The 23,584-nt window shown below is 52.7% G+C and carries 19 protein-coding genes; 6 read left to right on the top strand and 13 right to left on the bottom strand.

The features are described 5' to 3' along the window. Positions 1-59: 59 nt before the first annotated feature. Entirely contained in the window at positions 60-260 is a 201-nt protein-coding gene (locus ABID47_RS14875; RefSeq protein ID WP_076167546.1) for a hypothetical protein, read from the top strand. A gap of 80 nt (positions 261-340) precedes the next feature. On the opposite strand, the gene map is transcribed toward ABID47_RS14875, so the two are convergent. The 5 genes from map to ABID47_RS14850 form a co-directional block, all read right to left on the bottom strand. Beyond that, entirely contained in the window at positions 341-1,087 is a 747-nt protein-coding gene (gene map / locus ABID47_RS14870) for a type I methionyl aminopeptidase (RefSeq protein WP_076169476.1), read from the bottom strand. 165 nt (positions 1,088-1,252) lie between these two features. Further along, positions 1,253-3,517 carry a YhgE/Pip domain-containing protein gene (locus ABID47_RS14865; protein ID WP_354497759.1) on the bottom strand — a complete coding sequence of 755 codons (2,265 nt, stop codon included), beginning with the start codon at positions 3,515-3,517 and terminating at the stop codon, positions 1,253-1,255. 226 nt (positions 3,518-3,743) lie between these two features. Beyond that, a complete protein-coding gene (locus ABID47_RS14860; RefSeq protein WP_105443472.1) occupies positions 3,744-4,325 on the bottom strand; it encodes a TetR/AcrR family transcriptional regulator in 582 nt (193 codons plus the stop codon). Between the two features lie 122 nt (positions 4,326-4,447). After that, positions 4,448-4,786, bottom strand: a complete 339-nt coding sequence (locus ABID47_RS14855; protein ID WP_354497757.1) for a hypothetical protein — start codon at positions 4,784-4,786, stop codon at positions 4,448-4,450. A gap of 256 nt (positions 4,787-5,042) precedes the next feature. Continuing rightward, complete coding sequence (locus ABID47_RS14850; protein WP_354497755.1) at positions 5,043-10,508, bottom strand: HAMP domain-containing protein; 5,466 nt, start codon at positions 10,506-10,508, stop codon at positions 5,043-5,045. Between the two features lie 234 nt (positions 10,509-10,742). Here ABID47_RS14850 and ABID47_RS14845 point away from each other — a divergent pair, with 234 nt between their 5' ends. Further along, positions 10,743-11,084 (top strand): Rossmann-fold NAD(P)-binding domain-containing protein, encoded by a 342-nt coding sequence (locus tag ABID47_RS14845; RefSeq protein WP_354497753.1) that lies wholly within the window; start codon positions 10,743-10,745, stop codon positions 11,082-11,084. Between the two features lie 89 nt (positions 11,085-11,173). On the opposite strand, the gene ABID47_RS14840 is transcribed toward ABID47_RS14845, so the two are convergent. Together ABID47_RS14840 and ABID47_RS14835 are read right to left on the bottom strand one after the other, a co-directional pair. Next, positions 11,174-11,770 carry a TetR/AcrR family transcriptional regulator gene (locus ABID47_RS14840; protein ID WP_354497751.1) on the bottom strand — a complete coding sequence of 199 codons (597 nt, stop codon included), beginning with the start codon at positions 11,768-11,770 and terminating at the stop codon, positions 11,174-11,176. Between the two features lie 217 nt (positions 11,771-11,987). Beyond that, positions 11,988-12,953, bottom strand: a complete 966-nt coding sequence (locus ABID47_RS14835; protein WP_354497749.1) for a helix-turn-helix transcriptional regulator — start codon at positions 12,951-12,953, stop codon at positions 11,988-11,990. Between the two features lie 130 nt (positions 12,954-13,083). Here ABID47_RS14835 and ABID47_RS14830 point away from each other — a divergent pair, with 130 nt between their 5' ends. Continuing rightward, positions 13,084-13,980, top strand: a complete 897-nt coding sequence (locus ABID47_RS14830; protein ID WP_354497747.1) for an alpha/beta hydrolase — start codon at positions 13,084-13,086, stop codon at positions 13,978-13,980. 68 nt (positions 13,981-14,048) lie between these two features. On the opposite strand, the gene ABID47_RS14825 is transcribed toward ABID47_RS14830, so the two are convergent. From ABID47_RS14825 to ABID47_RS14810, 4 genes are all read right to left on the bottom strand, one after another. Further along, complete coding sequence (locus ABID47_RS14825; RefSeq protein WP_354497745.1) at positions 14,049-14,525, bottom strand: SgcJ/EcaC family oxidoreductase; 477 nt, start codon at positions 14,523-14,525, stop codon at positions 14,049-14,051. A gap of 24 nt (positions 14,526-14,549) precedes the next feature. Continuing rightward, positions 14,550-16,643, bottom strand: a complete 2,094-nt coding sequence (locus ABID47_RS14820) for a multicopper oxidase domain-containing protein (protein WP_354497743.1) — start codon at positions 16,641-16,643, stop codon at positions 14,550-14,552. 102 nt (positions 16,644-16,745) lie between these two features. Next, the gene (locus ABID47_RS14815) at positions 16,746-17,495 is read right to left on the bottom strand and encodes an SDR family NAD(P)-dependent oxidoreductase (RefSeq protein WP_354497741.1); all 750 of its coding nucleotides are present in this window, start codon (positions 17,493-17,495) and stop codon (positions 16,746-16,748) included. A 420-nt stretch (positions 17,496-17,915) separates the two neighbouring features. Further along, the gene (locus ABID47_RS14810; RefSeq protein ID WP_354497739.1) at positions 17,916-18,323 is read right to left on the bottom strand and encodes a DUF6223 family protein; all 408 of its coding nucleotides are present in this window, start codon (positions 18,321-18,323) and stop codon (positions 17,916-17,918) included. Between the two features lie 366 nt (positions 18,324-18,689). On the opposite strand from ABID47_RS14810, the gene ABID47_RS14805 reads away from it, so the two are divergent. Continuing rightward, positions 18,690-19,376: a response regulator transcription factor gene (locus ABID47_RS14805; protein ID WP_354497737.1), complete on the top strand. Its 687-nt coding sequence runs from the start codon at positions 18,690-18,692 to the stop codon at positions 19,374-19,376. Then, the gene (locus tag ABID47_RS14800; protein ID WP_354497735.1) at positions 19,373-20,491 is read left to right on the top strand and encodes a sensor histidine kinase; all 1,119 of its coding nucleotides are present in this window, start codon (positions 19,373-19,375) and stop codon (positions 20,489-20,491) included. The genes ABID47_RS14805 and ABID47_RS14800 overlap by 4 nt, the downstream gene beginning before the upstream one ends. Before the next feature lie 123 nt (positions 20,492-20,614). Here the strand turns inward: ABID47_RS14800 and ABID47_RS14795 are convergent, their stop codons facing one another. Beyond that, positions 20,615-22,159: an MDR family MFS transporter gene (locus tag ABID47_RS14795; RefSeq protein WP_354497733.1), complete on the bottom strand. Its 1,545-nt coding sequence runs from the start codon at positions 22,157-22,159 to the stop codon at positions 20,615-20,617. A gap of 173 nt (positions 22,160-22,332) precedes the next feature. Here ABID47_RS14795 and ABID47_RS14790 point away from each other — a divergent pair, with 173 nt between their 5' ends. Further along, the gene (locus tag ABID47_RS14790; protein ID WP_435530635.1) at positions 22,333-22,770 is read left to right on the top strand and encodes a MarR family winged helix-turn-helix transcriptional regulator; all 438 of its coding nucleotides are present in this window, start codon (positions 22,333-22,335) and stop codon (positions 22,768-22,770) included. Positions 22,771-22,847: 77 nt separating this feature from the next. Here ABID47_RS14790 and ABID47_RS14785 read toward each other — a convergent pair whose 3' ends face one another. Then, positions 22,848-23,447, bottom strand: coding sequence for a nitroreductase family protein (locus ABID47_RS14785; protein ID WP_251674798.1), 600 nt, complete (start codon positions 23,445-23,447; stop codon positions 22,848-22,850). Positions 23,448-23,584: the final 137 nt, after the last annotated feature.

Genomic DNA, 23,584 nt, shown 5'->3' with positions numbered 1-23,584 from the left:
ATGAAGCAAAGAATGCGTTCCTGTCATGCACAGCCAGGGATCAAGGAAGGTGATTGTATATGTGGATTTACATCGTCGTGATCGGCATCGCCCTGCTGGCTGCTGTCGGGACGTTCTGGGTCGGTTTTTCCGCAGAAAACAAGAAGCGTAACCCGGAATACGAGCATCGTACGAAGAAGAATTTGTCCAAGCTGACTTCCATGTACGTGGTGACCGTGGTCCTGGCCATCATCATCTGCGTTGCGGTGTATTTGAAATAACTTATGCTCCACATAAAAAAGAGAAGCATCACAAGGATGCTTCTCTTTTTGTATTTCTGAAGGCCGTCTAGAGAGTTCGATTACTGTGCCGTCAAAATTTCCGGACCGTTCGCCGTAATCGCGAGGGTATGCTCGTACTGGGCCGACAGTCCGCCGTCCAGCGTTCTGGCGGTCCATCCGTCGCTGTCCATCTTGCTCCGGTAAGTGCCGGTATTCAGCATCGGTTCGATCGTAATCACCATGCCTTCTTTCAGCCGTGGACCCACATTCGCCGGCCCGTAGTGGGGAACCTGCGGCGCTTCGTGCATTTCCTCCCCGATGCCGTGGCCGATGAAATCGCGTACGACCGAGAAGCCTTCACCTTCGGCATAAACCTGGATTGCATGCGAAATGTCGCCGATCCGGTTGCCGATGACCGCCTTCTCGATTCCTTTGTACAGGGATTCATGCGTCACGTCCAGCAGGCGCTGCGCCTGCTCGGAAATGTTTCCGACCGGATAGGACCATGCAGAGTCGGCCAGCCAGCCTTTCAGGTTGACCACCATATCCACGGTAATGATATCCCCGTCCTTCAGCACCGTTTTGCCCGGAAAGCCGTGGCAGATCACGTCGTTTACCGAAGTACAGGTCGCATAAGGAAAACCGTTGTATCCTTTCTGCTCGGGTGTAGCCCCATGCTTGCGGATAAATTGTTCTGCGAAACGGTCAATCTCTATAGTGGTGATGCCGGGAGCGATCATCTTGCGGATCTCACGGTGGCAGGCAGCCAAAATTTCGCCCGCTTCTTTCATGTACTTGATCTGGTCTTTCGTCTTCAGAATTATCATCTTTTTATCTACCCTCATTCCTGTCTGTATCTTCTTATTATACCCAATATCGTCAATGTCCGAAATCTACCCGTATCATCTTATGCGTGATAAGGCGAAAAGGAGCTCCGGTCCTTCGATGGGAAGAACCGGAACTCCTGTGAATGGATTGTTATCGCGGTGCAATTAAGCCGTTTGCGGCTCTGCAGGAACTTCCTTCGCCTTGCGGCCCTTGATCAGGAAGTAGACAAGGGTCAAAGCAAGGAAAATCACGGCATCGATACCCAGGATGCCTGCCTGCTTCCACACCAGATCGAAATCTCCGCTGGCGATAATCGCCTTGTATCCGAGCACGCTGTGGGACATCGGAAGCCAAGGATTCAGCGGCTTCAGCCAATCCGGAATCAGCTCCAGCGGGAACGTTCCGGCGCTGGTTGCCAGCTGCAGAATCAGCAGGATGATGATCAGGAAGCGTCCCGGCATATCCAGCCAGGTGACGAACGCCTGCACGATAAACATAAACGTCAAGCTCGTAATAAAGGAGAAGAGGAAGAAGAGTGGTACGCTTCGAACCTCCAGCCCCAGTCCATACAAAATGATCGCTGCCGCGACCACGGACTGGAACAAGCTCATGCCTGCGAAGGACAGCGAGCGGCTGACAAATCGGCTGAAGCCGGAAGCGCCAGGAACCGTCGTTCCTTTGAGCGAAATGACCAGCGTCGAAATGAGCGCTCCGACGAACAGGCCGAGCGACATGAAGTACGGCGTCAGGCCCGTGCCATAGTTCGGCACCTTGCGGTCATCGATTTCCTTCGTATCAACCGGGGAAGCGAACATTTCCACAAGCGCATCGGTCTTCTTGAGCTCGGAGGTTTTATCCGCCGCGTCCGTCAGCTTCGTCTGCAGCTCCTTCGAACCGTCCTCCAGCTTGCTGATGCCGCTCTTCAGGTCACCTGCGCCGCTGTTCAGCTGCTGCGAACCGTCAGCAAGTGTTCCGAGCCCGCTGGCCAGCTTGTTCACGCCGCCCTGCAGCTGGCTGGATCCTGCCAGGAGCTGCTGGGCGCCGCCCACCAGGTTCTGGCTGCCGCCGGCCGCTTCGGACAGCTTCTGGCCGAACGTTTGCAGGCCGGCCGTAAGCTGCTGCTGGCCGGCATTCAGCTTGGATGCGCCGGCCACGAGCTGCTGCTGGCCTTGTACGAGCTGTCCGCTGCCTGCGGTGAGCTGCTGCGTGCCCGCATGCAGCTGGGCCGCGCCGCTGGCCAGCTTCTTCTGGCCGTCATGCAGCGAGTTCGCCCCGCTGAGCAGCTGCTGCTGACCCTGCGCGAGCTGGGCACTGCCGTCGGCTACCGCCTGGCTGGCTGCGATCAGCTTCTGCAGCTCAGGGTTTGCCGCGAGCTCAGGGCTCGCTTTGGCCAGCTGCTGCAGGCCGTCGGCCACGCCTTTGGCGCCGTCGGCGACCTTCTGTGCGCTGCCTGCGGAAGATTCAAGGCCGCTCGCCAGATCGGCGCTTCCCTTCTCCGACGCCTTCAGACCGGATTCCAGTCCGGCCGCGCCCTCATCGGCGCTCTTCAGACCGGCATTCAGGTCTTGGGCGCCCTTGAGCGAAGACTGCAGCCCTTGATACAGCTGCTCGCCGCCCTTCTGGGCCGACACGGCCCCTGCGGTCAGCTGACCCTGCGCGCTGCTCAGCTGGCTGAGCCCGCCGGCAAGCTGCTTGGCGCCGCCTTCCAGGTCGCCAACACCTTTGGTCAGGTCGCTGGCCCCTTTGGCCAGCGGACCCATACCGTCCTTCGCTTCCAGTGTGCCTGCGGCCAGCTTGCCGAGGTTTTCCTTCAGCTTGACGGCTCCTTCATCCAGATCATTGGTGCCGTTGTGCAGCTTGCCCGCGCCTTCACCGGCTTCAGCCAAACCGTCCGATACCTCCGTAAAATTGTCCAGCAGGCTGTCGGTATACGATTCCGTTACCTTCGCGGATACTTTGGACTTGATATCTTTTACGGCCGTATTGCCGATCTGGGAGGCCACAAAGTTGTAGTCTCCGTTCGGCTCGTATTCGATGCTGGCCGGCTGCGGATTTTCATCCATCAGCGTCGTCGCTTTGCTGGAAAAATCCTCGGGGATCGTAATTTTCATATAATAGCGGTTATCCTTGATTCCCTGCTCAGCTTCTTTTTCACTGACGAATTCCCAGTCAAAGTCCTTGCCTTTCTTCAGTTCGTCCACCAAGTCGTCTCCGATGTGCAGCTGCTTGCCTTTGAATTCGGCGCCCTTATCCTTGTTGACCACCGCTACCGGCAGTTGGTCCAGATGACCGTAGGGGTCCCAAAAGGCCGCCAGATATACGCCGCTGTACAAAATCGGAATAAACATGACGGCAATGACCGGAATGAGCACTTTCGGATTTTTTACGGCCGCCGCCAAATCTTTAAAAAACACGGCTATTGATTTCATGTTCCCGGGCTTCCCCCTTTACGTTATTTAGTATGACTCAGACACTCCCGAGTATCATTGACTGATTTCTTCAATTGGTCAGTTTTGCGCATACGGAAATACTCCGGACAAAAGGACCCCACATCGTGGGGCCATTGCTCCGAGACGTACTCGGGTACTTCGCCGTGGCGCCTGTTAAGGGCCGCAGCGGTCCCTGCTCTTATAAAGGGATATAACGCATGCCCGGTTATTTCACAGACAGCCCTTCTTCCAGAAACAGCCGGAAGTGCTGTCTGATTTCCGCCTTGGTTAACGTTTCTTGATGCTGTTTGTTCCATTCGGACGTCAAGGCGACATACATTTTCAGCATGAGGAAAGCGACGACGGACGGATCGCATTCACGGATTTCGTGCTGCTCCACCGCGAACCGGACTTCCTTCTCCATATAGCCGAGGATGACACCCTCCACCCGGCTCATCGCCTCTTGGGACTGTGGCGTCCCGAAGTCTCTGACCTCCTGTGAGAGCTTGATCAGCAGCTCATGCTCCCCCCGGAATTCCAGAAGGGAATCCAGAACCCGGAACAGGTTGTCGAAAAACGGCTTCCGGTGATCCACTTCCCGCTCAATGATCGTTTTCATTTCGGAGATGACGCCGTGCAGAATTTCGTCAAACAGCTGTTCCTTCGTATCAAAAAACGTATAAATCGTTCCTTTTCCCACATTAGCGATCTTCGCTACCTGCTCCATCGTCGTCGCCTTGTACCCGAACAAGGAAAAGGACTGGGCAGCCGCGCCCAGCACCTGTTTCTTCCGGTCGACCGATCCTATGATGTTCTCCTCCCATCTAAACGCGTATCAGCAAAAACTGACCAATTTTCAATTCCAGTCATAAGGTCAGTTTTTACTTTACCACATTTATTGGAATATGCAAAGATACTTATTGAAATTTTTCAAGATTGTATGAAAATTTCATATTTTGCCCGTTCCGTTTCCATGGAAAGCTGCTGCTCCTGCACATCCGCGTGCTTCAATCCGTCAACGTAAATTTGGTATGTGCTCTGCGGAAGGGGGACATCTCCCTGCTCGTTCACCACAGCTCCGCTGCCGTGCAGGATCAGCGAATCCCCTTCGGTATATTCGTCAATTGTCGGTGTGCTCGGCTTGTATTCCACATCCTCCAGCGTGATACGTGTCTGGTCGGTGTCCTCAAGCTCCTGTTTGCGGATCATAACGGTCTGCTGTTTATGTGCGTTCAGCCAGTCGGTTACGGATTTGAGAGATTCGTTCATTGAAAAGCCCTTCTTTCTGCGTAGTAGTCGTTGCCTTCATCTCCGGGTACGGTTGGCGCCGATGAAGCGGCCGCGGCCCTTCTATAAAGAGTCTAACCATTCCGCCGAAAGGCAAAACATCCCTGGAAATCACGCTCTCCCCGCCAAGCAGGATCAAAGAACAGGGGCTTACTGTGATAGGGACTTTTCCGAGAATAGAAAAAGAGATGCCTCCCACCACAAACAGCGGGAAACATCTCTAACATGTCCGTTCCTTCTACTCCTCCTGGTCCGGTCCGGCATCCTCCTCAGATGCCGTCGTTCCGAGCCAGCTGCGGATCATCGACAACAGCTGCGCACTGTTCACCGGCTTGGTAATGTAGTCGGATGCGCCGGCTTCCAGGCATTCCTCACGGTCGCCTTTCATCGCCTTGGCGGTCAGAGCAATGATCGGGAGATCTTTGAACTGCGGCTTGCTGCGGATCGCCCGCGTCGTTTCGTAACCATCCATAACCGGCATCATGATGTCCATCAGCACGATCTCGATATCCGGCGTCTGCTCCAGAATTTGAATAGCCTCGTGTCCGTTTTCGGCAGGAACGACCATCATCTGATGACGCTCCAGGATGGTAGTCAGGGCAAAAATGTTGCGGATGTCGTCGTCCACTACCAGAACCTTTTTATACTGAATCATCTCGTCGGATTGATACAGCTTGCGCACAAGCTCTCCCGCCTGTTCTGGCAGGTCATCCGGCTTGCGGTGCAGGAACAGGCTTGTCTCGTCGATCATCTGGGCTGGCGTCTTGACCTCTTTGATGACCGCGGATTTGGTTAGCTCTTCCAGTTCCTCCTCCTGGTCATGGTTCCATTTGACGCTACGGTTCAAGACCAATGGCATGTGCTTGTTCTTTGGATTTTTCTGCATTTCCCGGACGAACTGCAGAACGTTCATATCCTCCAAATCGTTATCCGCGAGCACGCAGTCAAAATGCTCATTCTTCAAGGTCTCGAGCGCTTCTCGGGCGGTCTGCGCCATGACGATCCGCACGTCCTCGCTGCCCAGAAGAGCCGCCCATTCCTTGCAGCGCTCATCTTCCGTTGCGGCCAGCAGCAGGCTGCGGCTTTGTTCAGCGGCAAACCGGCTCAGCTGATCCAGCGCCTTCTCGAGGTCTTCGTTGGTGACCGGCTTGCAGACATACTCATAGACTCCCTTGCGGAGCAGTTCAACTTCATCCTCTTCGACGGTGATGACGCAGACCGGAATATGCCGGGTTGCCAAGTCGTTCTTCAAGTGCTCAATGACCATCCAGCCGTCCATGTCGCCGAGGCGCAGATCGAGCGTAATCGCCTCTGGCTGGTATTTTCTCGCCAGCTCGAGTGCGCCGGATCCTTTTGTCGTGATGACGGCCTTGATATTTTTCCGGTGCAGCAGCTCCAGCAGGATTTCGTTAAACTTGACGTCGTCTTCAATGATGAGAAAGACGCGATCTCCCGGCTCGATCCGCTCCCGGTCGTCGTTCACGTCATCCGCCTTGCGGCTGAAGGTCAGCTTCTGCTCCGGCGGCGTGACATCGATGACTTCCGGCACGTATTTCGGCGTTTCCTCCTGCGGCCCCATTTCCGTGTCGACCGGCAGGTAGAGGTTGAAAATGCTGCCTTTGCCGACGACGCTGTAAAGCGTCAGTTCCCCGCCAAGCAATTGGGCGATCTCGCGGGAAATGGCCAATCCGAGCCCCGTGCCGCCATACACCCGGTTCGTGCTGCCGTCCGCCTGCTGGAACGCCTCGAAAATGATCTGCTGCTTGTCCTCCGGAATGCCGATTCCGGTGTCGCTGACCGAGAAGCACAGCACGTTCGGCGCTTGGTTCAGCGATTCGTTATCCCTGCTCCAGCCTTCGCTGGCCCGCCGCAGGGCCAAAGTAACCTGGCCCTTCTCCGTGAACTTAAAGGCGTTCGACAGGAGGTTTTTGAGCACCTGCTGCAGCCGCTTCTGATCGGTAACCACCGTATCCGGCACGTTTGGATCCACCTTGATGCTGAACTCGAGCAGGCTGTTATCCACCATCGGGCGGAACGACCGGTCGAGGCTGTCCGTCAGCGCTTTGAGGGACACTTCGCTGAAGTCCGGCGTTACGGTGCCTGATTCAATTTTGGACAGATCCAAAATTTCATTAATCAGGTTCAGCAGCTCCAGACCTGAATCCTGGATCGTTTTGGCGAATTTGACCTGATGTTCGGTCAAGTTCTCATCCGGGTTATCCGCAAGCTGTTCGGCAAGAAGGAGGAGGGAATTGAGCGGCGTTCTTAATTCATGCGACATATTGGCCAAGAACTCCGATTTGTAGCGTGAGGTCAGCGCAAGCTGCTCCGCCTTCTCCTCGAGGAACTGCTTCGCAACCTCGACCTCCTGATTTTTGCTCTCGACCTCGGCCTTTTGCAGGACGAGCAGCTTCGCCTTGTCCTCCAGCTCCTCATTCGTATGCTGAAGCTCCATCTGCTGCTTCTGCAGCTCCTCCGTCAGGGACTGCGACTGCATGAGCAGCTCCTCCGTCCGGCGGTTGGCCTGCATTGTGTTTACGACGATGCCGATCGATTCGGTCAGCTGATCCAGGAAAGCCAGATCAATCTCGGTAAACGCCCGGAAGGACGCCAGCTCCAGCACGCCAAGCACATGCTCCTCGAAAATAATCGGCAGCAGCACGATATTGAGCGGCACGGCTTCGCCGAGTCCCGAAGATATCATGACATAATCATGCGGCACATTCGTCAGCAGGATACGCTGCTTCTCCACGAGGCACTGGCCGACCAGCCCTTCGCCGGCACGGAAGCGGTTCGACAGATGCTTCCGGTTCTGGTAGGCGTAGCTGGCAAACAGCGTCAGCACCGGTTCGTCGTTCTCCGGCTCGTTGATATAGAAGACCCCATGCTGAATCGACACGAGCGGCGCCAGCTCCGACAGGATCATGCGGCTGATGGCATACAGGTCGCGCTGTCCCTGCAGCAATCTCGAAAACTTGGCGAGATTGGTCTTCAGCCAGTCCTGCTCGGTATTGATGCGGGTCGTCTCTTTCAAGTTCCGGATCATTTCATTCACATTGTCCTTCAGCGCGGCAACTTCGCCAGCCGCTGCGACATCGATCGTTCGGGACAGATCCCCTTTGGCTACCGCCGTGGCCACATTGGTGATTGCACGGACCTGCGTGGTCAATGTGCTCGCCATATAGTTGACATTGTCGGTCAAATCCCGCCAGGTGCCGGCGGCTCCCGGAACGCTTGCCTGACCGCCCAGCTTTCCTTCTGCGCCGACTTCACGGGCGACGGTAATGACCTGATCGGCGAACGTATCCAGCGTCTCGGTCATATTGTTGATCGTATCGGCCAATTCGGCAATTTCGCCTTTCGCATCCACGTTCAGCTTCTGCTTCAGGTTCCCGTTTGCCACGGCCGTCACGACCTTGGCGATGCCGCGGACCTGATCCGTCAGATTGTTCGCCATAATGTTAACGTTGTCGGTCAAATCCTTCCAGATGCCGCCGACCCCGCTCACCTGTGCCTGTCCGCCCAGCTTGCCGTCCGTTCCGACTTCGCGGGCGACGCGCGTGACCTCGGAGGCAAACGAGTTCAGCTGGTCCACCATCGTATTGACTGTATTTTTCAGCTCCAGCAGCTCGCCGCTGACGTCGACCGTAATTTTCTTGGACAGATCTCCGTTGGCGACCGCTGTGGTCACACCGGCAATGTTCCGCATCTGGATCGTCAGGTTTCGCGTCATGTTGTTCACCGTATCGGTCAGGTCCTTCCAGGTACCCGACACATCCTTGACGTTCGCCTGGGCGCCGAGCTTGCCTTCTGTTCCGACCTCGCTGGCCACCCGCGTTACTTCCGACGCGAAATTGCTGAGCTGGTCCACCATCGTGTTCATTGTGTTTTTCAGCTCGAGCAGTTCGCCCTTGACGTCGACCGTAATTTTCTTGGACAAATCGCCCTTCGCTACCGCCGTCGTCACTTCGGCGATGTTCCGCACCTGATTCGTCAGGTTGCGGGCCATGTTGTTGACGCCTTCGGTCAAATCCTTCCACGTGCCGCCGACGCCCCGGACCTCGGCCTGTCCGCCGAGCTTCCCTTCGGTGCCGACCTCGCGGGCGACGCGGGTAACCTCGGATGCAAACGTGCTGAGCTGATCCACCATCGTATTGATCGTGTTTTTCAGCTCAAGGATTTCGCCCTGCACGTCCGCGGTGATCTTCTTCGACAGGTCCCCGTTCGCCACCGCCGTCGTAACGACGGCGATATTGCGCACCTGGTTCGTCAGGTTCGAGGCCATGTAGTTGACGTTCTCGGTCAAATCGCGCCACGTGCCGGCCACGCCCTTCACCTGCGCCTGACCGCCAAGCATGCCGAGCGTTCCGACCTCGCGGGCCACGCGGGTAACCTCGGACGCAAACGTGCTGAGCTGATCCACCATCGTGTTGATCGTATTTTTCAGCTCGAGAATTTCACCCTTGGCGTTAACCGTAATGTGTTTGGACAGGTCGCCCTTCGCCACCGCTGTCGTCACTTCGGCGATGTTGCGGACCTGATTGGTCAGATTGCTGGCCATGGAGTTGACGCTTTCGGTCAGATCACGCCATGTTCCCGCAACGCCGCTGACCTCCGCCTGTCCGCCCAGTATGCCCTCGGTGCCGACTTCGCGGGCGATCTTCGTCACTTCGGAAGCGAACATGGACAGCTGGTCCACCATCGTGTTGATCGTATTTTTAAGTTCCAGGATTTCACCCTGAACGTTGGCCGTAATTTTTTTCGATAAATCCCCGTTGGCAACAGCTGTCGTAACGACCGCGATATTGCGGACCTGATCCGTCAAATTCGTGGCCATGTCGTTGACGCTCTCCGTCAAATCTCTCCACGTGCCGGACACGCCCTTGACGTTCGCCTGCCCGCCGAGCTTTCCTTCCGTGCCGACCTCGCGGGCCATTCGGGTGACCTCGGACGCAAAGGTAGACAGCTGTTCCACCATCGTATTAATCGTATTTTTCAATTCCAAAATTTCGCCGCTGGCATTGACCGTGATCTGCTTAGTGAGATCGCCCTTGGCCACTGCCGTCGTCACTTCGGCGATGCTGCGGACCTGGCTCGTCAGATTAGCCGCCATGCCGTTCACGCTGTCGGTCAGATCCTTCCATGTCCCCGAGACGCCTTCAACATCGGCTTGACCGCCCAAAATGCCTTCGGTCCCCACCTCTTTGGCTACGCGGGTCACTTCGGAAGCAAACTTGCTCAGCTGGTTGACCATCTTGTTGATGTTGTTTGCGGATTTTTTGAACTCGCCGGTCAGCGGCCGCCCTTCAAACTCCAGATCTACCTTTTGCCGCAAATCGCCCTGGGCAACCGCGTTGATCACGCGCACCATCTCGCTGGTCGGCTGGATCAGATCACTGACAAGACCGTTTAACGATTCTACGGCCGCCTCCCAAGACCCGCCGGTATTTTTATGGGAAAACCTGCGCGACAGCTTGCCCTCTTTACCGACAACCCTGGCAACGGTATCGATTTCGGACACAAGGCTCTCCTGCATTTCCATGATCTCATTAAAGGTGTCTGCGATTTTTCCGGCGATGCCCGTCTGATCGTATGGCATGCGGTATGTAAAATCTCCCTTTTTAAAAGCCATCAGCGCATCGAGCAGTTCCTTGGACTGAACCTGGCTCTCTTGCGAATCCGGTTTCAAATGCTGATCCGACATGGTCAAATCCCTCTCTCGACATAATTTTACACCGTTCATTGCTGGTAAACATGATTTCTCTATTATTCTACTATGCCGATTAAAATCTGTCATTTTTCTGCCAGTTAAAAGTTAAAAATTACACTTTAGCGAAAGCAAAAAAAACAGTGCCAATGGCCCAGATCGATCTTTTTTTTGATCGATTGGTCCGAATATATTTGACTGTTCAGTCAGAAAAATAAGGACGTTCATGCCGTGTATTTGGTTGCACCCGCAAGTATGCACCCTGAAGAGGTCATGATTCCTTTTATCCGCAGAGCACTTGACGCCTCGGTTAAGCGCTTCGTCCTGTTATCCAGTGCCTCGATTCCGGAAAATGGACCCGTCTTCGGCGCCGTTCACCATTATCTTCGTCAGCATGCCCCCGAATGGGCCGTTCTGCGCCCTTCCTACTTCATGCAGAACTTCACGAATGCCGGACACGGGCACGGATACTCGTTGCGCCAAAGCGTAACCGGGCGAGAGCCGCGTTCCCTTGAACAATTCATTTCGCTGAACAAGGCATGGTTTTCAACGGATAACCAAAGAGCACTTTGAGAAAAAAGGCTCTCCTGTCATCATCGTTTAAGATGACCCTAGGAGAGCCTTTTGGGTTCAGGGATTCACTTGTATAAGAGACTTACCGTTTAGCTGCCTTGCATCGTCCGGAAGACGGACAGTACCATTTGCATGATGCCAAGCAGCTTCGGCTCATCCATTCCGAGCTTGGCTGACGTTATCAGAGCGATCCGCTCATGCACGAGGAAACGGGCAAGATCTCGGATGTTCACCTCCGTGCCTATTTCCCCTTCTGTCACCGCATGTTCCAGCATCGTGTAAAAGATCTGCTCCGACAGTTCGGTATTCGCCTGCAAATAAACAGCCAGCTCCTCATGATGAGGGGCCTGCTCGATCGCGCTGCTAATAATGAAGCATTGCAGGCGCTGTTCGGGGTCCATTAGGACCTTAATGATGGTAGTGAAAACGAGCTCCACCTTGTCAACCACCGTTCCAGGCCCTTCACAATGCTTCCTCAGCTCCTGATTCTTCTGATCCATATAGTGCTTGACTGCTGCGAAAAACAACTCCCACTTCGTTCCATACGTATCGTATATACTCTGACGGGCAATGCCCAGTCCAGTGATTAAATCCGGTAACGAGGTGCCTTCATAGCCGCGATTCCCAAAGATGTTCATAGCCTTATGCAGGATCTCATTCGTATCAAAAGCCTTCGTTCTAGCCACGGTCCTCCCCCTTTCTCCAGTTATTCATATAAGTTATTATACTATAATTGCGGGCGGACCCTCACGATTTCCATATGCACAGTCGGCCAACAAACCTCTATCGATTGCCGTGGACAGGAAACAATGGGGTAGAAAACATGCGGAATGTTCTCCGCATCTAACTTGCGAAAGAAATCTAGATCCACCAATAAACTTGAAATCGGCAGACTGGCAGTTTTTAAACTTTATACTCTTCAAGAGCACGGACCAGCTTTGTTCTGACCGCTTCTCTTAGCTCTTCCGGTTGGAGCACGACAGCTTCAGCACCGAACGAAAAAAAATAATCAGCAAAAAATGGTATTTCCGACGGGAATATACCCATTTCCAGTATGCCTGTGCCGTCCTTGGAACGATGTACTTCTCCCCAAGGGAAAATCCAGCTCTTTTCTCGGAATAACTCAATCCCTTTTGCCGTTAGTTTCACTTTAACATCTACGCTTTCCCGTGTGCTGTAGAAATGAGGTCCCCAGTTCGTTAAATCCAACTCTGAAACATCCACTGTAGGCGATGACGCTTCGGCATCCGCCAAGACGGCTGACCCTATCCGATCTACCCGGAATAATCGGAAAGCTTTTCGGAAATAGCAGTAAGCCGGGCAAAACCAATATCCCTCATGGGCATATATACCGATGGGTTGAATCGTTCTTTCATGGGTACCATTCTTTCGAATTCCATAATTGATTGTTACGGGCAACCTTCTAATGGACGCTTGGAGCAATAACTCAAGGTAGTCAGCACGTTCTGGGCGTGTATGCGTAAAGAAGTCAATTCGGTTTCGCATCTCGTCGATCTGACTTTTCACATCTTCCGGTAAATACCTGTAAAATTTTCGAAGTGCGGATTTTGCAGATGCCTCGAAAGGCAGCGAGCTGAAGTGTCGAAGGGCATGGGAAGCAAAAAACATGGAGAATGCCTCATTTTCTGTAAATGAGATCGGTGGAAGGCTTCGCTCAGTCAGAACATGGTATCCGCCTCCTGCACCAACTTGAGAGTATAAAGGCACTCCCATTCCACTTAGCTCCTGCAAATCGCGCAGCATGGTTCGGGTAGACACACCAAATTCTTCGGCAAGCTCTTTGACGGTGAATTTCCGCTTTCGATTGACCGCCATCATCAATTCAATCAGGCGCCTCGACTTCCCCATAAATATTCACCCCAAAAGATTATAGTGACAAGTTCTGTCACATTCATATTATACACTATGAATACGCCGGATCGTTGGGAGAGATTTACGGTAGAAATCGATATAAAAAAAAGAGAAGGAGATTATTCATATGTCTAGAGAACAACGTAAGAAATTGGATGAAATGCTGCGGCGTCCTAAGCCCGCCAAGCCGCAAACCGTCGAGGAGATGCGCGCGAGCTTTGCTGCCATGATGGCAACTATGTTAGTACCTGCGGGCGTGCGGACCACGCCGACGACCATTGGTCATCGGCCCGGTGTGATCGTTGACCCTGCACAGGATACCCGCCCAGGAATCATTCTTTATTTCCATGGCGGCTCGTATATTATGGGTTCCCCCTACACCGCTATGTCCCTTACCGCGAACCTGGTCGACAAGACCGGTATCCGGTCCGTCTCACTCGATTATCGCCTCGCCCCTGAACATCCGTTCCCTGCAGCTCTTGAGGATGCTCTCGCAGCCTATCGTGAGCTTCTGGACAATGGAGCCCAGGCATCGTCTATTGCGTTTGCCGGCGACTCCGCCGGCGGCGGTATTGCTGTCTCGACTTGCCTGATGGCACGGGACGCAGGCCTGCCGATGCCAGCAGCGGTAGTGACGTTCTCGCCGGGGCTCGATAAGACGCATTCCGGAGCAAGTATGGATAGCAAAATGGGGCTCGATCCGTTTTTCACTCGTGAGGGCTTTGCATTGACGGACGAGATGTACCTCGCAGGACAGGATCCGAATCATGAACTCGTAAGCCCCGCCAGGTTCGCCGATCTTACCGGATTCCCACCGATCCTGCTGCAGGTCGGAACCAACGAGCTGCTTCTTGACGATTCCACGCAGTTAGCCGATCGTGCACGTGCAGCAGGCGTTGATGTCATCCTTGACGTTACCGCCGGCGTCCCGCATGTGTTCCAGGCGTTCACAGGTATTCTTGATGAAGCCGATCAAGCCCTGGACCGTGCTGCACTGTTCATCACACAGCATCTCAGATGTTGAATACACTTGTTTAAAGATTGGCTAATAAAAAAATGCTCCCTTATACGATAAGGAGAGCATTTTTTTATTTATTGCATTTCTTTTGTTGGCCCCATCACAGGCGGTACGGGTAAGCCTGCTTTATTCATGCCTGGCATCGACTGGATCCGGCTGTTTTGGAATGCCGCTATTTTCCATCCCTCTTTTTGTCTGATCACCACATTCGTATTAATTGAGCCTCTGTCGTTAGGGTCCTGCGCTGGATTAGGCAATTTGACCTCGCCGATCCCGTGAACAATCGCTATGTCCGGCGTTAAAAAACGCGGCCGCACTTCGTCCGTAAGCGTAGAATCCAATGTTGTGCCTTTAAGCGGACCCTGGAACAGCATGTGGTGAACCTCCGCAATCTCCTTTTTCCCTTTCAAGTGCTGGCCCATAAATGTCACGTAATCTGCGTCATCCGTAAAGCAATCGCCGTAAGCCGCTCCGTCCCCCTTGTTCCAGGCCTCGCTCAACGACATAAACAGTTCCTTCATTAATTGAATATCTTTCGCTTGGTTTTCCATTCATCATCTTTCCCTTCAATTTGTTTATTCCGGCATATTTCCCGATCTCACTCCCGCTTCAAAGGAGGGCATGACATGGTCATACATCAGATGCAGGGTCATCCCGACGGCCGCGTGGTCTAAAATATGGCAGTGATCCATCCACATGCCCGGATTGTCGGCTGTAAAGGCCACTTCATACATTTCGTCCGGATTAACATTCAATGTATCGGTCACCCACGGCGTTTGAACTCTTTTGCCGTTTTTCTTCAAAACCGTCATCTGATGTCCGTGGAGGTGCATCGGATGCTCTGAGAGACTTTTGTTGATAAACGTCGTTTTGATTTTCTCGTCTTCTTTGACAACCAAAGTAGGCGTATGGGGATACACTTCTCCGTTAATGGTCCAAAGATAATTCATTTTCCCGTTATAAAATCCCAGCCTGTTTCCCAATACCATCCTAAATTCCCGATCGAACCTGGTCACGGATGTCAGTTCTAAATCTGCCGGTTTCCCGTATTGAGACGGGTCAAACAAGCCCGATTCCGCTTTAAAGCTTATGGGGTCCGGCGGTAAATTCCCGTAAAAAACGACGCTCGGTCCCTCCATATCCGTGGAATCGCCTAATTTGAGCAGTACGGGATGATTCGGCATCGTAAATGTGACGTCGTATCTCCCGCCCGCCGCAAGCCTGAATGCGGTTGGATCCGATAACCGATCCGGCTGCAGGATAGGAGTGCCATCAATACTCGTGATCTTATATTCACTCCCCTGGAGCAAGTACTTTTGGGATTGATTGTTGGCGTTAATGAGCCTTAGTAATACGGTCTTTCCGGGCTTTACCTGCATTTTTTGCACACGGTCCTGGTCCTTGAAAGCCGTCTTCTCCCCCTGATCGGTGTTCCAATTATGATTAATGAGCGTCACTTCTTCATCGTAGCTGGCCGTCTCCTCTGATGGTTCGACGATAAAGGCCCCGAACAGGCCGTTGCGTACTTGCTCTGCAGCCTGCTGGTGAGAGTGGAACCAATACGTCCCTGCTTGCTCGGCTCGAAACTTATACGTGAACGATTCCCCCGGGTTGACGACATTTTGGGTCATGCCCGGTACGCCGTCCATGGCGTTCGGCACGTTGTATCCATGCCAATGAATCGTCACACCTTTGTCGATATCCCGGTTCATCAGCTTCACTTCCACCATCTCTCCTTGCCTTGCGCGCAGCTCGGGGGCGACCTCGCCGTTATACGTCCAAGCTTCGATCTTGGCACCGGACGCAAGCGTAATTTCCCGTTTCTGCGCAACGAGCTCATAATGGATATCCGCAGGAGCGGAAATATCTCCCGTCAGTTTCGCTACTTCCACCATATTGGCATGATCAGCATGATTCTGATGACCCGTCATCATCGTCGGCGTGCCACCTCCTTCGTCCAGCCAGCGGTGATTCATCATATCCGATGCTTCCGGAAGCTTCGAGGCGTGAAAGTCCGACCAAGCCTGAACGGCCACCACCCCGATTGCTACAATGGCCGTCGTGAATCCCGCTAAGGCGAATTTCAACAACCTTTTCCATAAAGGAGCCACGGTAAATGTACCTTTCATGATCGCATAATATCTTCTGATGACGATAAAGGATGGCACAACCAGAACGAAGAGATATAGCGTGATCATCAGCACCGTCTCCAGCAGGCTGGGAAGGGTCGGCTGCGAGAAAATCGTATGGAAGGCGGCAATGCCGGATGCAAGGGCGGCCGCATAAATCGGAATCAGCAGCCTCGGATCGGTTGTTGTGATCATCGAATCTGAAGACGATTCGTCCGCAGTGGAAACCCGTAGTCTCCTTAATAGGGGAAGTGTATACAGGACCAAGGGAACGTAGCCAATCAACATGATGGGCAGAATCGTCTTGGCAATGCCTTCAACGAACCACCAGCCGTTTCTAACCCATAGGCTGATCATCAGAATGAACCATAACAAGGCTAATGCAAGGCCAATATAACTGATCCAAAGCAATAACGTTCTCCAGACCTTCCGTTGAAAAATACCTTTTACGTAAGGAAGCCCCGCGGCCGCCGTGCCGACGATCATCCATAGCGCCGTCACCGCGTAGGTTAACATCATACTTGTAATCGTTTCGAACATTACGTTGTTTCCTTTCCATCGGTAAATAACCTGACGTCTGACCACACGACATTGGGTTGGGAGGTAGCCTTCTTATGGATCTGCACCAGCACTCTGCCCATGTTATTTACCGCCTGTAACGCGGATTTCTTCTCCATTGACAAAGCTGTTCGCCGTTGATCCCAAATAAATGATCAAATTCGCAACGTCATCCGGAGTGCCCAGCCTTCGCGTCGGAAACGATTGAGCATAATCTTCAAGCATCGGTTGCGGGAATGCGTGCGAGACCCATTCCGAAAACGTGAGCTCAGGAATGACAACATTGGAGTAAATTCCATCCGGAGCCAGTTCCGCCGCCAAGGTACGGCTGAATCCGTGCAAAGCCGCTTTGGCCGTCAGGTTTGCGGTTTCGTTCGGTTTCCCGGCGTATACCAGGCTGGAAGAGACGTGAATCAACCGTCCCCATCCGCCCTGCTTCATAAGCGGAACGGCCGCTTTCGTTGTCATATACGTTCCCTTGACGGTCTGATCGATAACGGAAAACCACGCCTCCGTCGCGCACGCCTCTACCGCGGCTTCCTCTCCCCAAAAGACGGCGTTATTCACGAGCACATCCAACCGCCCCCTCTCCTTCTTCACTTGGTTGAAGGCCTGGGAAATGCTCTGCTCGTCATTTAAGGACATTTGGACGGCCTGACCCGAACCGCCTGACGCCTGAATATCGCCGATAGTTCGGTCCGCTTCGCTTCGGTTGCTTAAATAGGTGATGTAGACATGAGCCCCTTCCGCAGCGAACTTCTTTGCAGCCGCTCTGCCAATTCCACGCGAACCTCCCGTTATCACTGCCACTTTCCCCTGTAAACCATAATCCATCCTCAACATCCTCCATCATTCAAACGACTTTTTTTGTAACCCCATCCCGATCCTCAGGCCTTTTATCGAAACGGTCCTGCCGATTCCATTCGGCTCATACGATAAGCACTCTCCCCTTTCGAGAAAAATTTTGGCTTTCTGTAGATCTTGGAGCGCTGTCAACATTAATCTCAATCGGTTAATTATCTTATTTTATTATTTATCTTAAACAATTAAGATAAATTCATATTATATTGGAGGTTCCTTTGTGTCAAGAGGTAATTCATCCGAATTTTCCCTTATTCCGTCTAAACGAGCCATTCCTTACAGAAAAATTTTTCAAAATAGATCCAGCAAAACTTCATATTCGTATCCCAAATAAAAATAGACCGCTTGCAAGCGGTCCAGGTCGGCCGAAATCAGGTATTTAAAGAGTAAGCATCAGCCCGAATGGCGGGATCGAGCCAAAGTCAACCCGGCAAGGACGATGCTGACCAGCCCCATTACAATGGCAATGATGGCTCCGGCCCGCCCGTTGCCGGTTCCGAAATCTCCGGTAAAAATGGTCAAATGCAGCAAGGCGTAGGCTATAACAATCAGCCCGACCACCGCGGACACGATGGCCCCGCGCCTTCCACTGCCCTTACCGAATCGGCCTGCGGAGCGAGCCAAAGAAAGCCCGCCGAGGATCGCGCCGATCAAGCCCAACACCGCATCTAACGAAGCCCAGATTCGTCCAGGGGTAGCTTCTCCGTATCCGACATTACCATTGGCCGCTGCAGCGGAAGCAACTGATGGAACAAGTAGAAAAACACAAAATATAGCGAACATCACCATCTTTATTTTCATTGGCCAAAGCTCCTTTTTGTTTTTGATTCGTTCTTCACCACTGCCTTGTACACGACACGCGTTCTAACTGCGAGCGGTGAAAGATCGGCTGCTTCCACCGTACGATCCAGGGCTTCAGGTTCACTGCGGTTAACGGGTAGATTACTCATCTTTGAATCCTCGCCTTCGTTAATTTAAGATTTTTGTTCTTATGCGACTATCGCTCTCATTGCACAGTCAGTGTAAACAATAAATGTCGAGAACTTATGCAGATCCGCCTCCTTTTGTATGGATTTATTCATGATCGTGTTAAAACACAGTATAATTTGGGGTAAGTGATGGAGCTCACCTACTTGAAGCAGACTAAACTGGAAAGATGGGATTCGAATGGAACCGAAGTTGTTGCTTGTGGAGGACGAACCGGGCATGCTAGAGGAGATGCAGACCTATCTGCATCGTGAGGGGTTTCGAGTATTGATCGCCCACACCGGGAAAGAAGCGCTCATGATTGCCCGGTCTGAACGGCCAGATCTCATTGTGCTTGATTGGATGCTTCCGGAGAAAAGCGGCATCGACGTGTGCCGTGAAATCAGACAAACCTCGAATTGCGGCATTATTATGGTTACAGCCCGTTCGGATGAAACGGATAAAATCGTCGGTCTTGAAATCGGTGCGGACGATTATTTGACGAAACCGTTCAGCTTGCGCGAGCTGTCTTCGCGAATCCGGGCGTTGCTTCGCCGCTTGCGTGGACCTGAAGACAAGCCAATACTGCTTGAAAGAGATAACCTGACCATTTCCGAGACCAAATGTCAGGTATTCAAGGATGGCCAGGAGATTCAACTGACACCGACCGAATTCAAAATTTTGCTCACATTGGCTGCGCGTCCCGGAATGGTTTTCAGCCGCCTGCAATTGTTAAAAGCCGCCCTCGCGGATGAATATATGGGATACGAACGAACGATGGATTCCCACATCCGGAATCTTCGCCGCAAGCTGGGAGACGATTCGGCCAATCCCCGTTATATTCAAACGGTCTATGGTTTCGGTTACCGATTCGGTGAACAATCATGACGCTCACGGTTCGCCAAAAAATATTTGTCTGCATGGGACTGCTCGTTTTTATTATCGGAGGTGTTCATGCCGTTACCAAGCAGGCTTATATGGAGTCTTTGTTCGATCAATATCGCAAGGAAGAAATCAGTACAGCTTATTTGAACGCAACGCCCGGGGAACAAATTGAGCACTTGAAGACTTACGTTTCAGGAAAAATGCGGAAATTCGAGCTTGGGAATTGGTTCTTTTTCATCGCAACCGGGCTGTTAGCCAGTTTATGGATTTCGGGGGTGCTCACGATCCCGCTTCGAAAGCTTGTTGCCGCGATCGAACGCGTTGCGCAGGGAGATCTGGACGTGAACGTTCCTGTAAAATCAAAGGACGAATACGGCAAAGTCATCCGGACATTCAATGACATGACGCTCCGTCTCCGGGAAGCCGAGGACGCTCGCAGGCGGTTGGTAGCGGATGTCGCTCATGAGCTGCGGACCCCGCTGTCGATCATGCAGCTCAAACTAGAAAATGCTCAGCAGGCCGGTCAATCCGTTCCCCCGGAAATGCTGCTTAGACTCCATGACGAAGTGATCCGCTTAGGACTGCTTGTGGAAGATCTTCATGTCTTGTCGCTGGCTGAGGCGGGCCGATTGGCGCTGGATTGCAAACCGCTCGATCTCTCAGCAAGACTTGAACAAATCGTGGGCGATATAAACGTGGAGGCTGAGGAGAACGGGCTGGAAATGTGCTTCTCTTCAAACACAAGGCCGGTAACGGTGATGGCAGACGCGAGACGAATGACGCAGGTGTTCATCAATTTGTTGACAAATGCAGTTCGCTACACATCGGAAGGCGGAAAGGTTTCGGTTGTCATTGAAGATCAAGTTTGGGATCAGAATACACTTTATGTATGTGTCTCGGTGATAGACTCCGGTATCGGTATTCCAGCCGATGAATTGGCTCACCTGTTCGATCGTTTTTATCGTGTGGAAAAGGCCCGTTCGCGGCACACAGGCGGAACGGGCCTCGGATTATCGATTGCTCATCATTTAGTCCGGGCCCACGGCGGGTTCATCCGCGTTGTGAGTGAACCCGGTCAAGGTACGACATTTAGCGTTTTTTTGCCTGTGCATACTTGAAAAAATATATCGCTCTTGTCCTATATAAAAATAATGTCCACATTCGTGTTGTAATTAAAAGTTTGCCTTCAATCAGCAAGGGCTGCCCGTGGAAACGAACAGCCCTTGCATTTTTTAACCGGTTTATACCGTTTTCTGCTGTTTTGCCGAAGCGGCCTTTTGTTCCTTGCTGACGGTGACTCTGGCATTTCCCATGCTGGCCACCACGACCGCGGCGATGGCGATTGGAATCAGCGCAAACAGAAATACGCGGGAAATGGAATGGGACATGGCGTCCACGATGTTGTTGAGCACTTCCGGCGGAATTTTGGCGCGGTTGGCCGATTGGAAAATTTCCTGCGGACTGCCGACGTTGGCCATGGCCGAATTGGCCCCGCCGCCCATGCCTTTGAAGTTTTCGGCAAGCCGGTTCGTGAATAAATTGTTCTGGATGGTGCCGAAAATCGTGATCCCCATCGTCATGCCAAGCGACCGCAAAAACTGGTTGGTCGAGTTTGCGGTACCGCGGAAGCGAGGCTCCAGGTTATGCTGGGATGCCGTCGGCAGCAGCGAGAACGAGAAGCCCATGCCGAAGCCGACGATGATCATGAAGATCGTCAGATAAATCCGGGCGGTATCAGGGGTCAGTGTGCTGAGCAGATACATGCCGCCCAAATAGAAAATGACCGACATGATCATAAGGTTCCGGTAGCTTGTCTTGGTGGAGAAAATCCCGCCGATGGCGCTCCCGGCCACCGATCCCAGCATCATCGGCGTCAGGATCAATCCGGCGTTCGTAGCCGAACCGCCATACACCGCCTGCACGAAGATCGGGATATATACCGTCATGATGATAAAGGTTCCGCCGTACAAAAACGCGAGCAGCTGCGATGCCGCAAACAGCCGGCGTTTAAACAGGAAGAACGGCAATATCGGCTCCTTCGCTTTCAGCTCCACGAAGAAGAAGATGATGAAGAACACCGCAAAGCTGGCAAACAGAGCAATAATCGGTGCGGAGCCCCAAGCATACTCCTTGCCGCCAAGCTCCAATGCGAACATCAAGCTGATGACGGCGATAACGAGCGTCGAGGCACCCCACCAGTCGATTTTTTGCTTATTATGGGAGGGGGACTCTTTGTAACTGCGCAAAATGAAAATCAGGGACACGATGCCGATCGGCACGTTGATGTAGAATACCCACTCCCAGCCGGCGTATTCGGTAATATATGCACCGAGCAGCGGTCCCACCACGCTGGCCGATCCGAACACGGCTCCGAGCAGCCCAGTCATTTTACCCCGGTTCTCCGGCGGAAAAATGTCGAAAATAATCGTAAACGCGATCGGCAGGAGCGCACCTCCCCCGATCCCCTGAATCGCCCGGTACAGGCTCAGCTGTTCAATCGTCTGAGCCAGGCCGCACAGCGCGGACCCCAGTAAAAACACGGTTAAGCCGAAAATGAAAAAACGCTTCCTCCCGTACATGTCCGACAGCTTGCCGAAGATCGGCATGCCGGCCATCGTCGTCACCATATAGGCTGAGGTGACCCAGACGAATTTGTCCAGTCCCCCAAGATCGGATACGATCGTTCCCATGGCCGTGGCGACAATGGTATTGTCAATGGCAGACATAAAAATGGCCAGCAGCAGCCCTGCTACGACCATTTTTATGTTGCTTTTCGTCGATTCCATTGGTTATCTCCTTTACAATGTATTGTCCCTTCCGATAAAATGAAGCCAAGTCATTATCTCGGAATTCAAGTATCTCGATCATCAAGATATTCAGATTCTAAGAGGAGGTCTTGCTTTTGTCAAGTCAAAATGCTGAGGGCAACACATCACCTGAAGAACGGTTGGCTTCGCAAATGAGAAAACTCGGAACCAGGACCGTCCTGTACCAACAGCATGTCGCCAGTTCCCTCGGTTTATCCAACACCGATTTGAAATCCGTAGATATATTGTGGGAAACCGGTCCGATTACGGCCGGAGAGCTCTCCAAAATTACCGGTCTCTCCACTGGCACCGTCACTGCCCTGATCGACCGTCTGGAGAAAGCGGGTTACGTGCGGAGGGAGCATGACCCGAGCGACAGACGCCGGGTCATGATCGTCCCCGAATATTTTGCCAGGGACGAAGTTCGCGAGACCTTCAAGCCGCTGCACGATTCCGTGATCCGGCTCGGCTCGTCCTATACGGCGGAGCAGATCGAGCTGCTCATTGACTTTGCAGCCAAGGTCAGCGGCATCATGGAGGAGCAGATTCGCACGCTTGGCGGCGGACGCTCCAAATCGGCTGCAGAATAGCATGGCACGCAAAAAAGCACCCCGCGCATAAGACGTGAGGTGCTTCTCTTTGATTAAGTATAAAAATTCCGTACTGCTTATTTGAATACTTTAACGCGGTCTTCAAGTGGCTTGAATTCTTTCTCGCCTGGCTGTGCTGTCGGTTTGCCGAAAGGCATTTGAGCAATCAGTTTCCAGTTCGCAGGAATGTTCCACTCAGCGGCAACCTTCTGGTCGATCAGCGGGTTGTAGTGCTGCAGGCTGGCGCCAAGGCCTTCGGCTTCAAGCGCAGTCCAGATGACCAATTGGTGCATCGCCGAAGTATGGTGGGACCATACCGGGAAGTTGTCTGCATAAGAAGGGAAGCTTGCTTGCAGTCCTTCAATGACTTCATAATCTTCGAAGAACAGGATCGTGCCGTATCCGGCGCGGAAAGCAGCCATTTTCTCAGCAGTCGGTGCAAAGCTGTCAGCCGGAACAACGGCTTTCAGCACGTCCTCCGTTACATTCCACAGCTTGTCATGCTGCTCGCCAAGCAGAACGACAACGCGTGTGCTTTGCGAGTTGAAAGAAGACGGCGTGTATTTCACCGCGTCGTTGACGATCTCCTGAATTTTCTCGTCGGAGATCACCTGCTCCTTGCTGATTCCATATATGGAACGTCTGTTCTTGAGTGCATCAATAAACTGTTTAGACATTTTTATACCTTCCTCCTTTTTGTTACTTACTTACTTTTTTAGTATACATACACCCTCGTCCAATTACAATACCTTAATTTAAAGATTTTTAACTTGATTGTCACCCCGGTCACGAACGTGACACAAATAACCCGCCA

Origin of the sequence: Paenibacillus favisporus (assembly GCF_040545415.1) — a bacterium.
Taxonomy (GTDB): Bacteria; Bacillota; Bacilli; order Paenibacillales; family Paenibacillaceae; genus Paenibacillus_AQ; species Paenibacillus_AQ favisporus.
The sequence above is the reverse complement of the archived record's forward strand: the minus strand, read 5'-3'. Positions and strand labels throughout refer to the sequence as shown.

What these genes read in the sequence shown, in the direction of transcription:
- ABID47_RS14875 (WP_076167546.1), top strand. Translation starts at nt 60, where the DNA reads ATGTGGATTTACATCGTCGTGATCGGCATCGCCCTGCTGGCTGCTGTC.
- map (WP_076169476.1), bottom strand. Translation starts at nt 1,087, where the DNA reads ATGATAATTCTGAAGACGAAAGACCAGATCAAGTACATGAAAGAAGCG.
- ABID47_RS14865 (WP_354497759.1), bottom strand. Translation starts at nt 3,517, where the DNA reads ATGAAATCAATAGCCGTGTTTTTTAAAGATTTGGCGGCGGCCGTAAAA.
- ABID47_RS14855 (WP_354497757.1), bottom strand. Translation starts at nt 4,786, where the DNA reads ATGAACGAATCTCTCAAATCCGTAACCGACTGGCTGAACGCACATAAA.
- ABID47_RS14850 (WP_354497755.1), bottom strand. Translation starts at nt 10,508, where the DNA reads ATGTCGGATCAGCATTTGAAACCGGATTCGCAAGAGAGCCAGGTTCAG.
- ABID47_RS14835 (WP_354497749.1), bottom strand. Translation starts at nt 12,953, where the DNA reads ATGGGGAAGTCGAGGCGCCTGATTGAATTGATGATGGCGGTCAATCGA.
- ABID47_RS14830 (WP_354497747.1), top strand. Translation starts at nt 13,084, where the DNA reads ATGTCTAGAGAACAACGTAAGAAATTGGATGAAATGCTGCGGCGTCCT.
- ABID47_RS14825 (WP_354497745.1), bottom strand. Translation starts at nt 14,525, where the DNA reads ATGGAAAACCAAGCGAAAGATATTCAATTAATGAAGGAACTGTTTATG.
- ABID47_RS14820 (WP_354497743.1), bottom strand. Translation starts at nt 16,643, where the DNA reads ATGTTCGAAACGATTACAAGTATGATGTTAACCTACGCGGTGACGGCG.
- ABID47_RS14815 (WP_354497741.1), bottom strand. Translation starts at nt 17,495, where the DNA reads ATGGATTATGGTTTACAGGGGAAAGTGGCAGTGATAACGGGAGGTTCG.
- ABID47_RS14810 (WP_354497739.1), bottom strand. Translation starts at nt 18,323, where the DNA reads ATGAAAATAAAGATGGTGATGTTCGCTATATTTTGTGTTTTTCTACTT.
- ABID47_RS14805 (WP_354497737.1), top strand. Translation starts at nt 18,690, where the DNA reads ATGGAACCGAAGTTGTTGCTTGTGGAGGACGAACCGGGCATGCTAGAG.
- ABID47_RS14800 (WP_354497735.1), top strand. Translation starts at nt 19,373, where the DNA reads ATGACGCTCACGGTTCGCCAAAAAATATTTGTCTGCATGGGACTGCTC.
- ABID47_RS14795 (WP_354497733.1), bottom strand. Translation starts at nt 22,159, where the DNA reads ATGGAATCGACGAAAAGCAACATAAAAATGGTCGTAGCAGGGCTGCTG.
- ABID47_RS14790 (WP_435530635.1), top strand. Translation starts at nt 22,333, where the DNA reads ATGAGAAAACTCGGAACCAGGACCGTCCTGTACCAACAGCATGTCGCC.
- ABID47_RS14785 (WP_251674798.1), bottom strand. Translation starts at nt 23,447, where the DNA reads ATGTCTAAACAGTTTATTGATGCACTCAAGAACAGACGTTCCATATAT.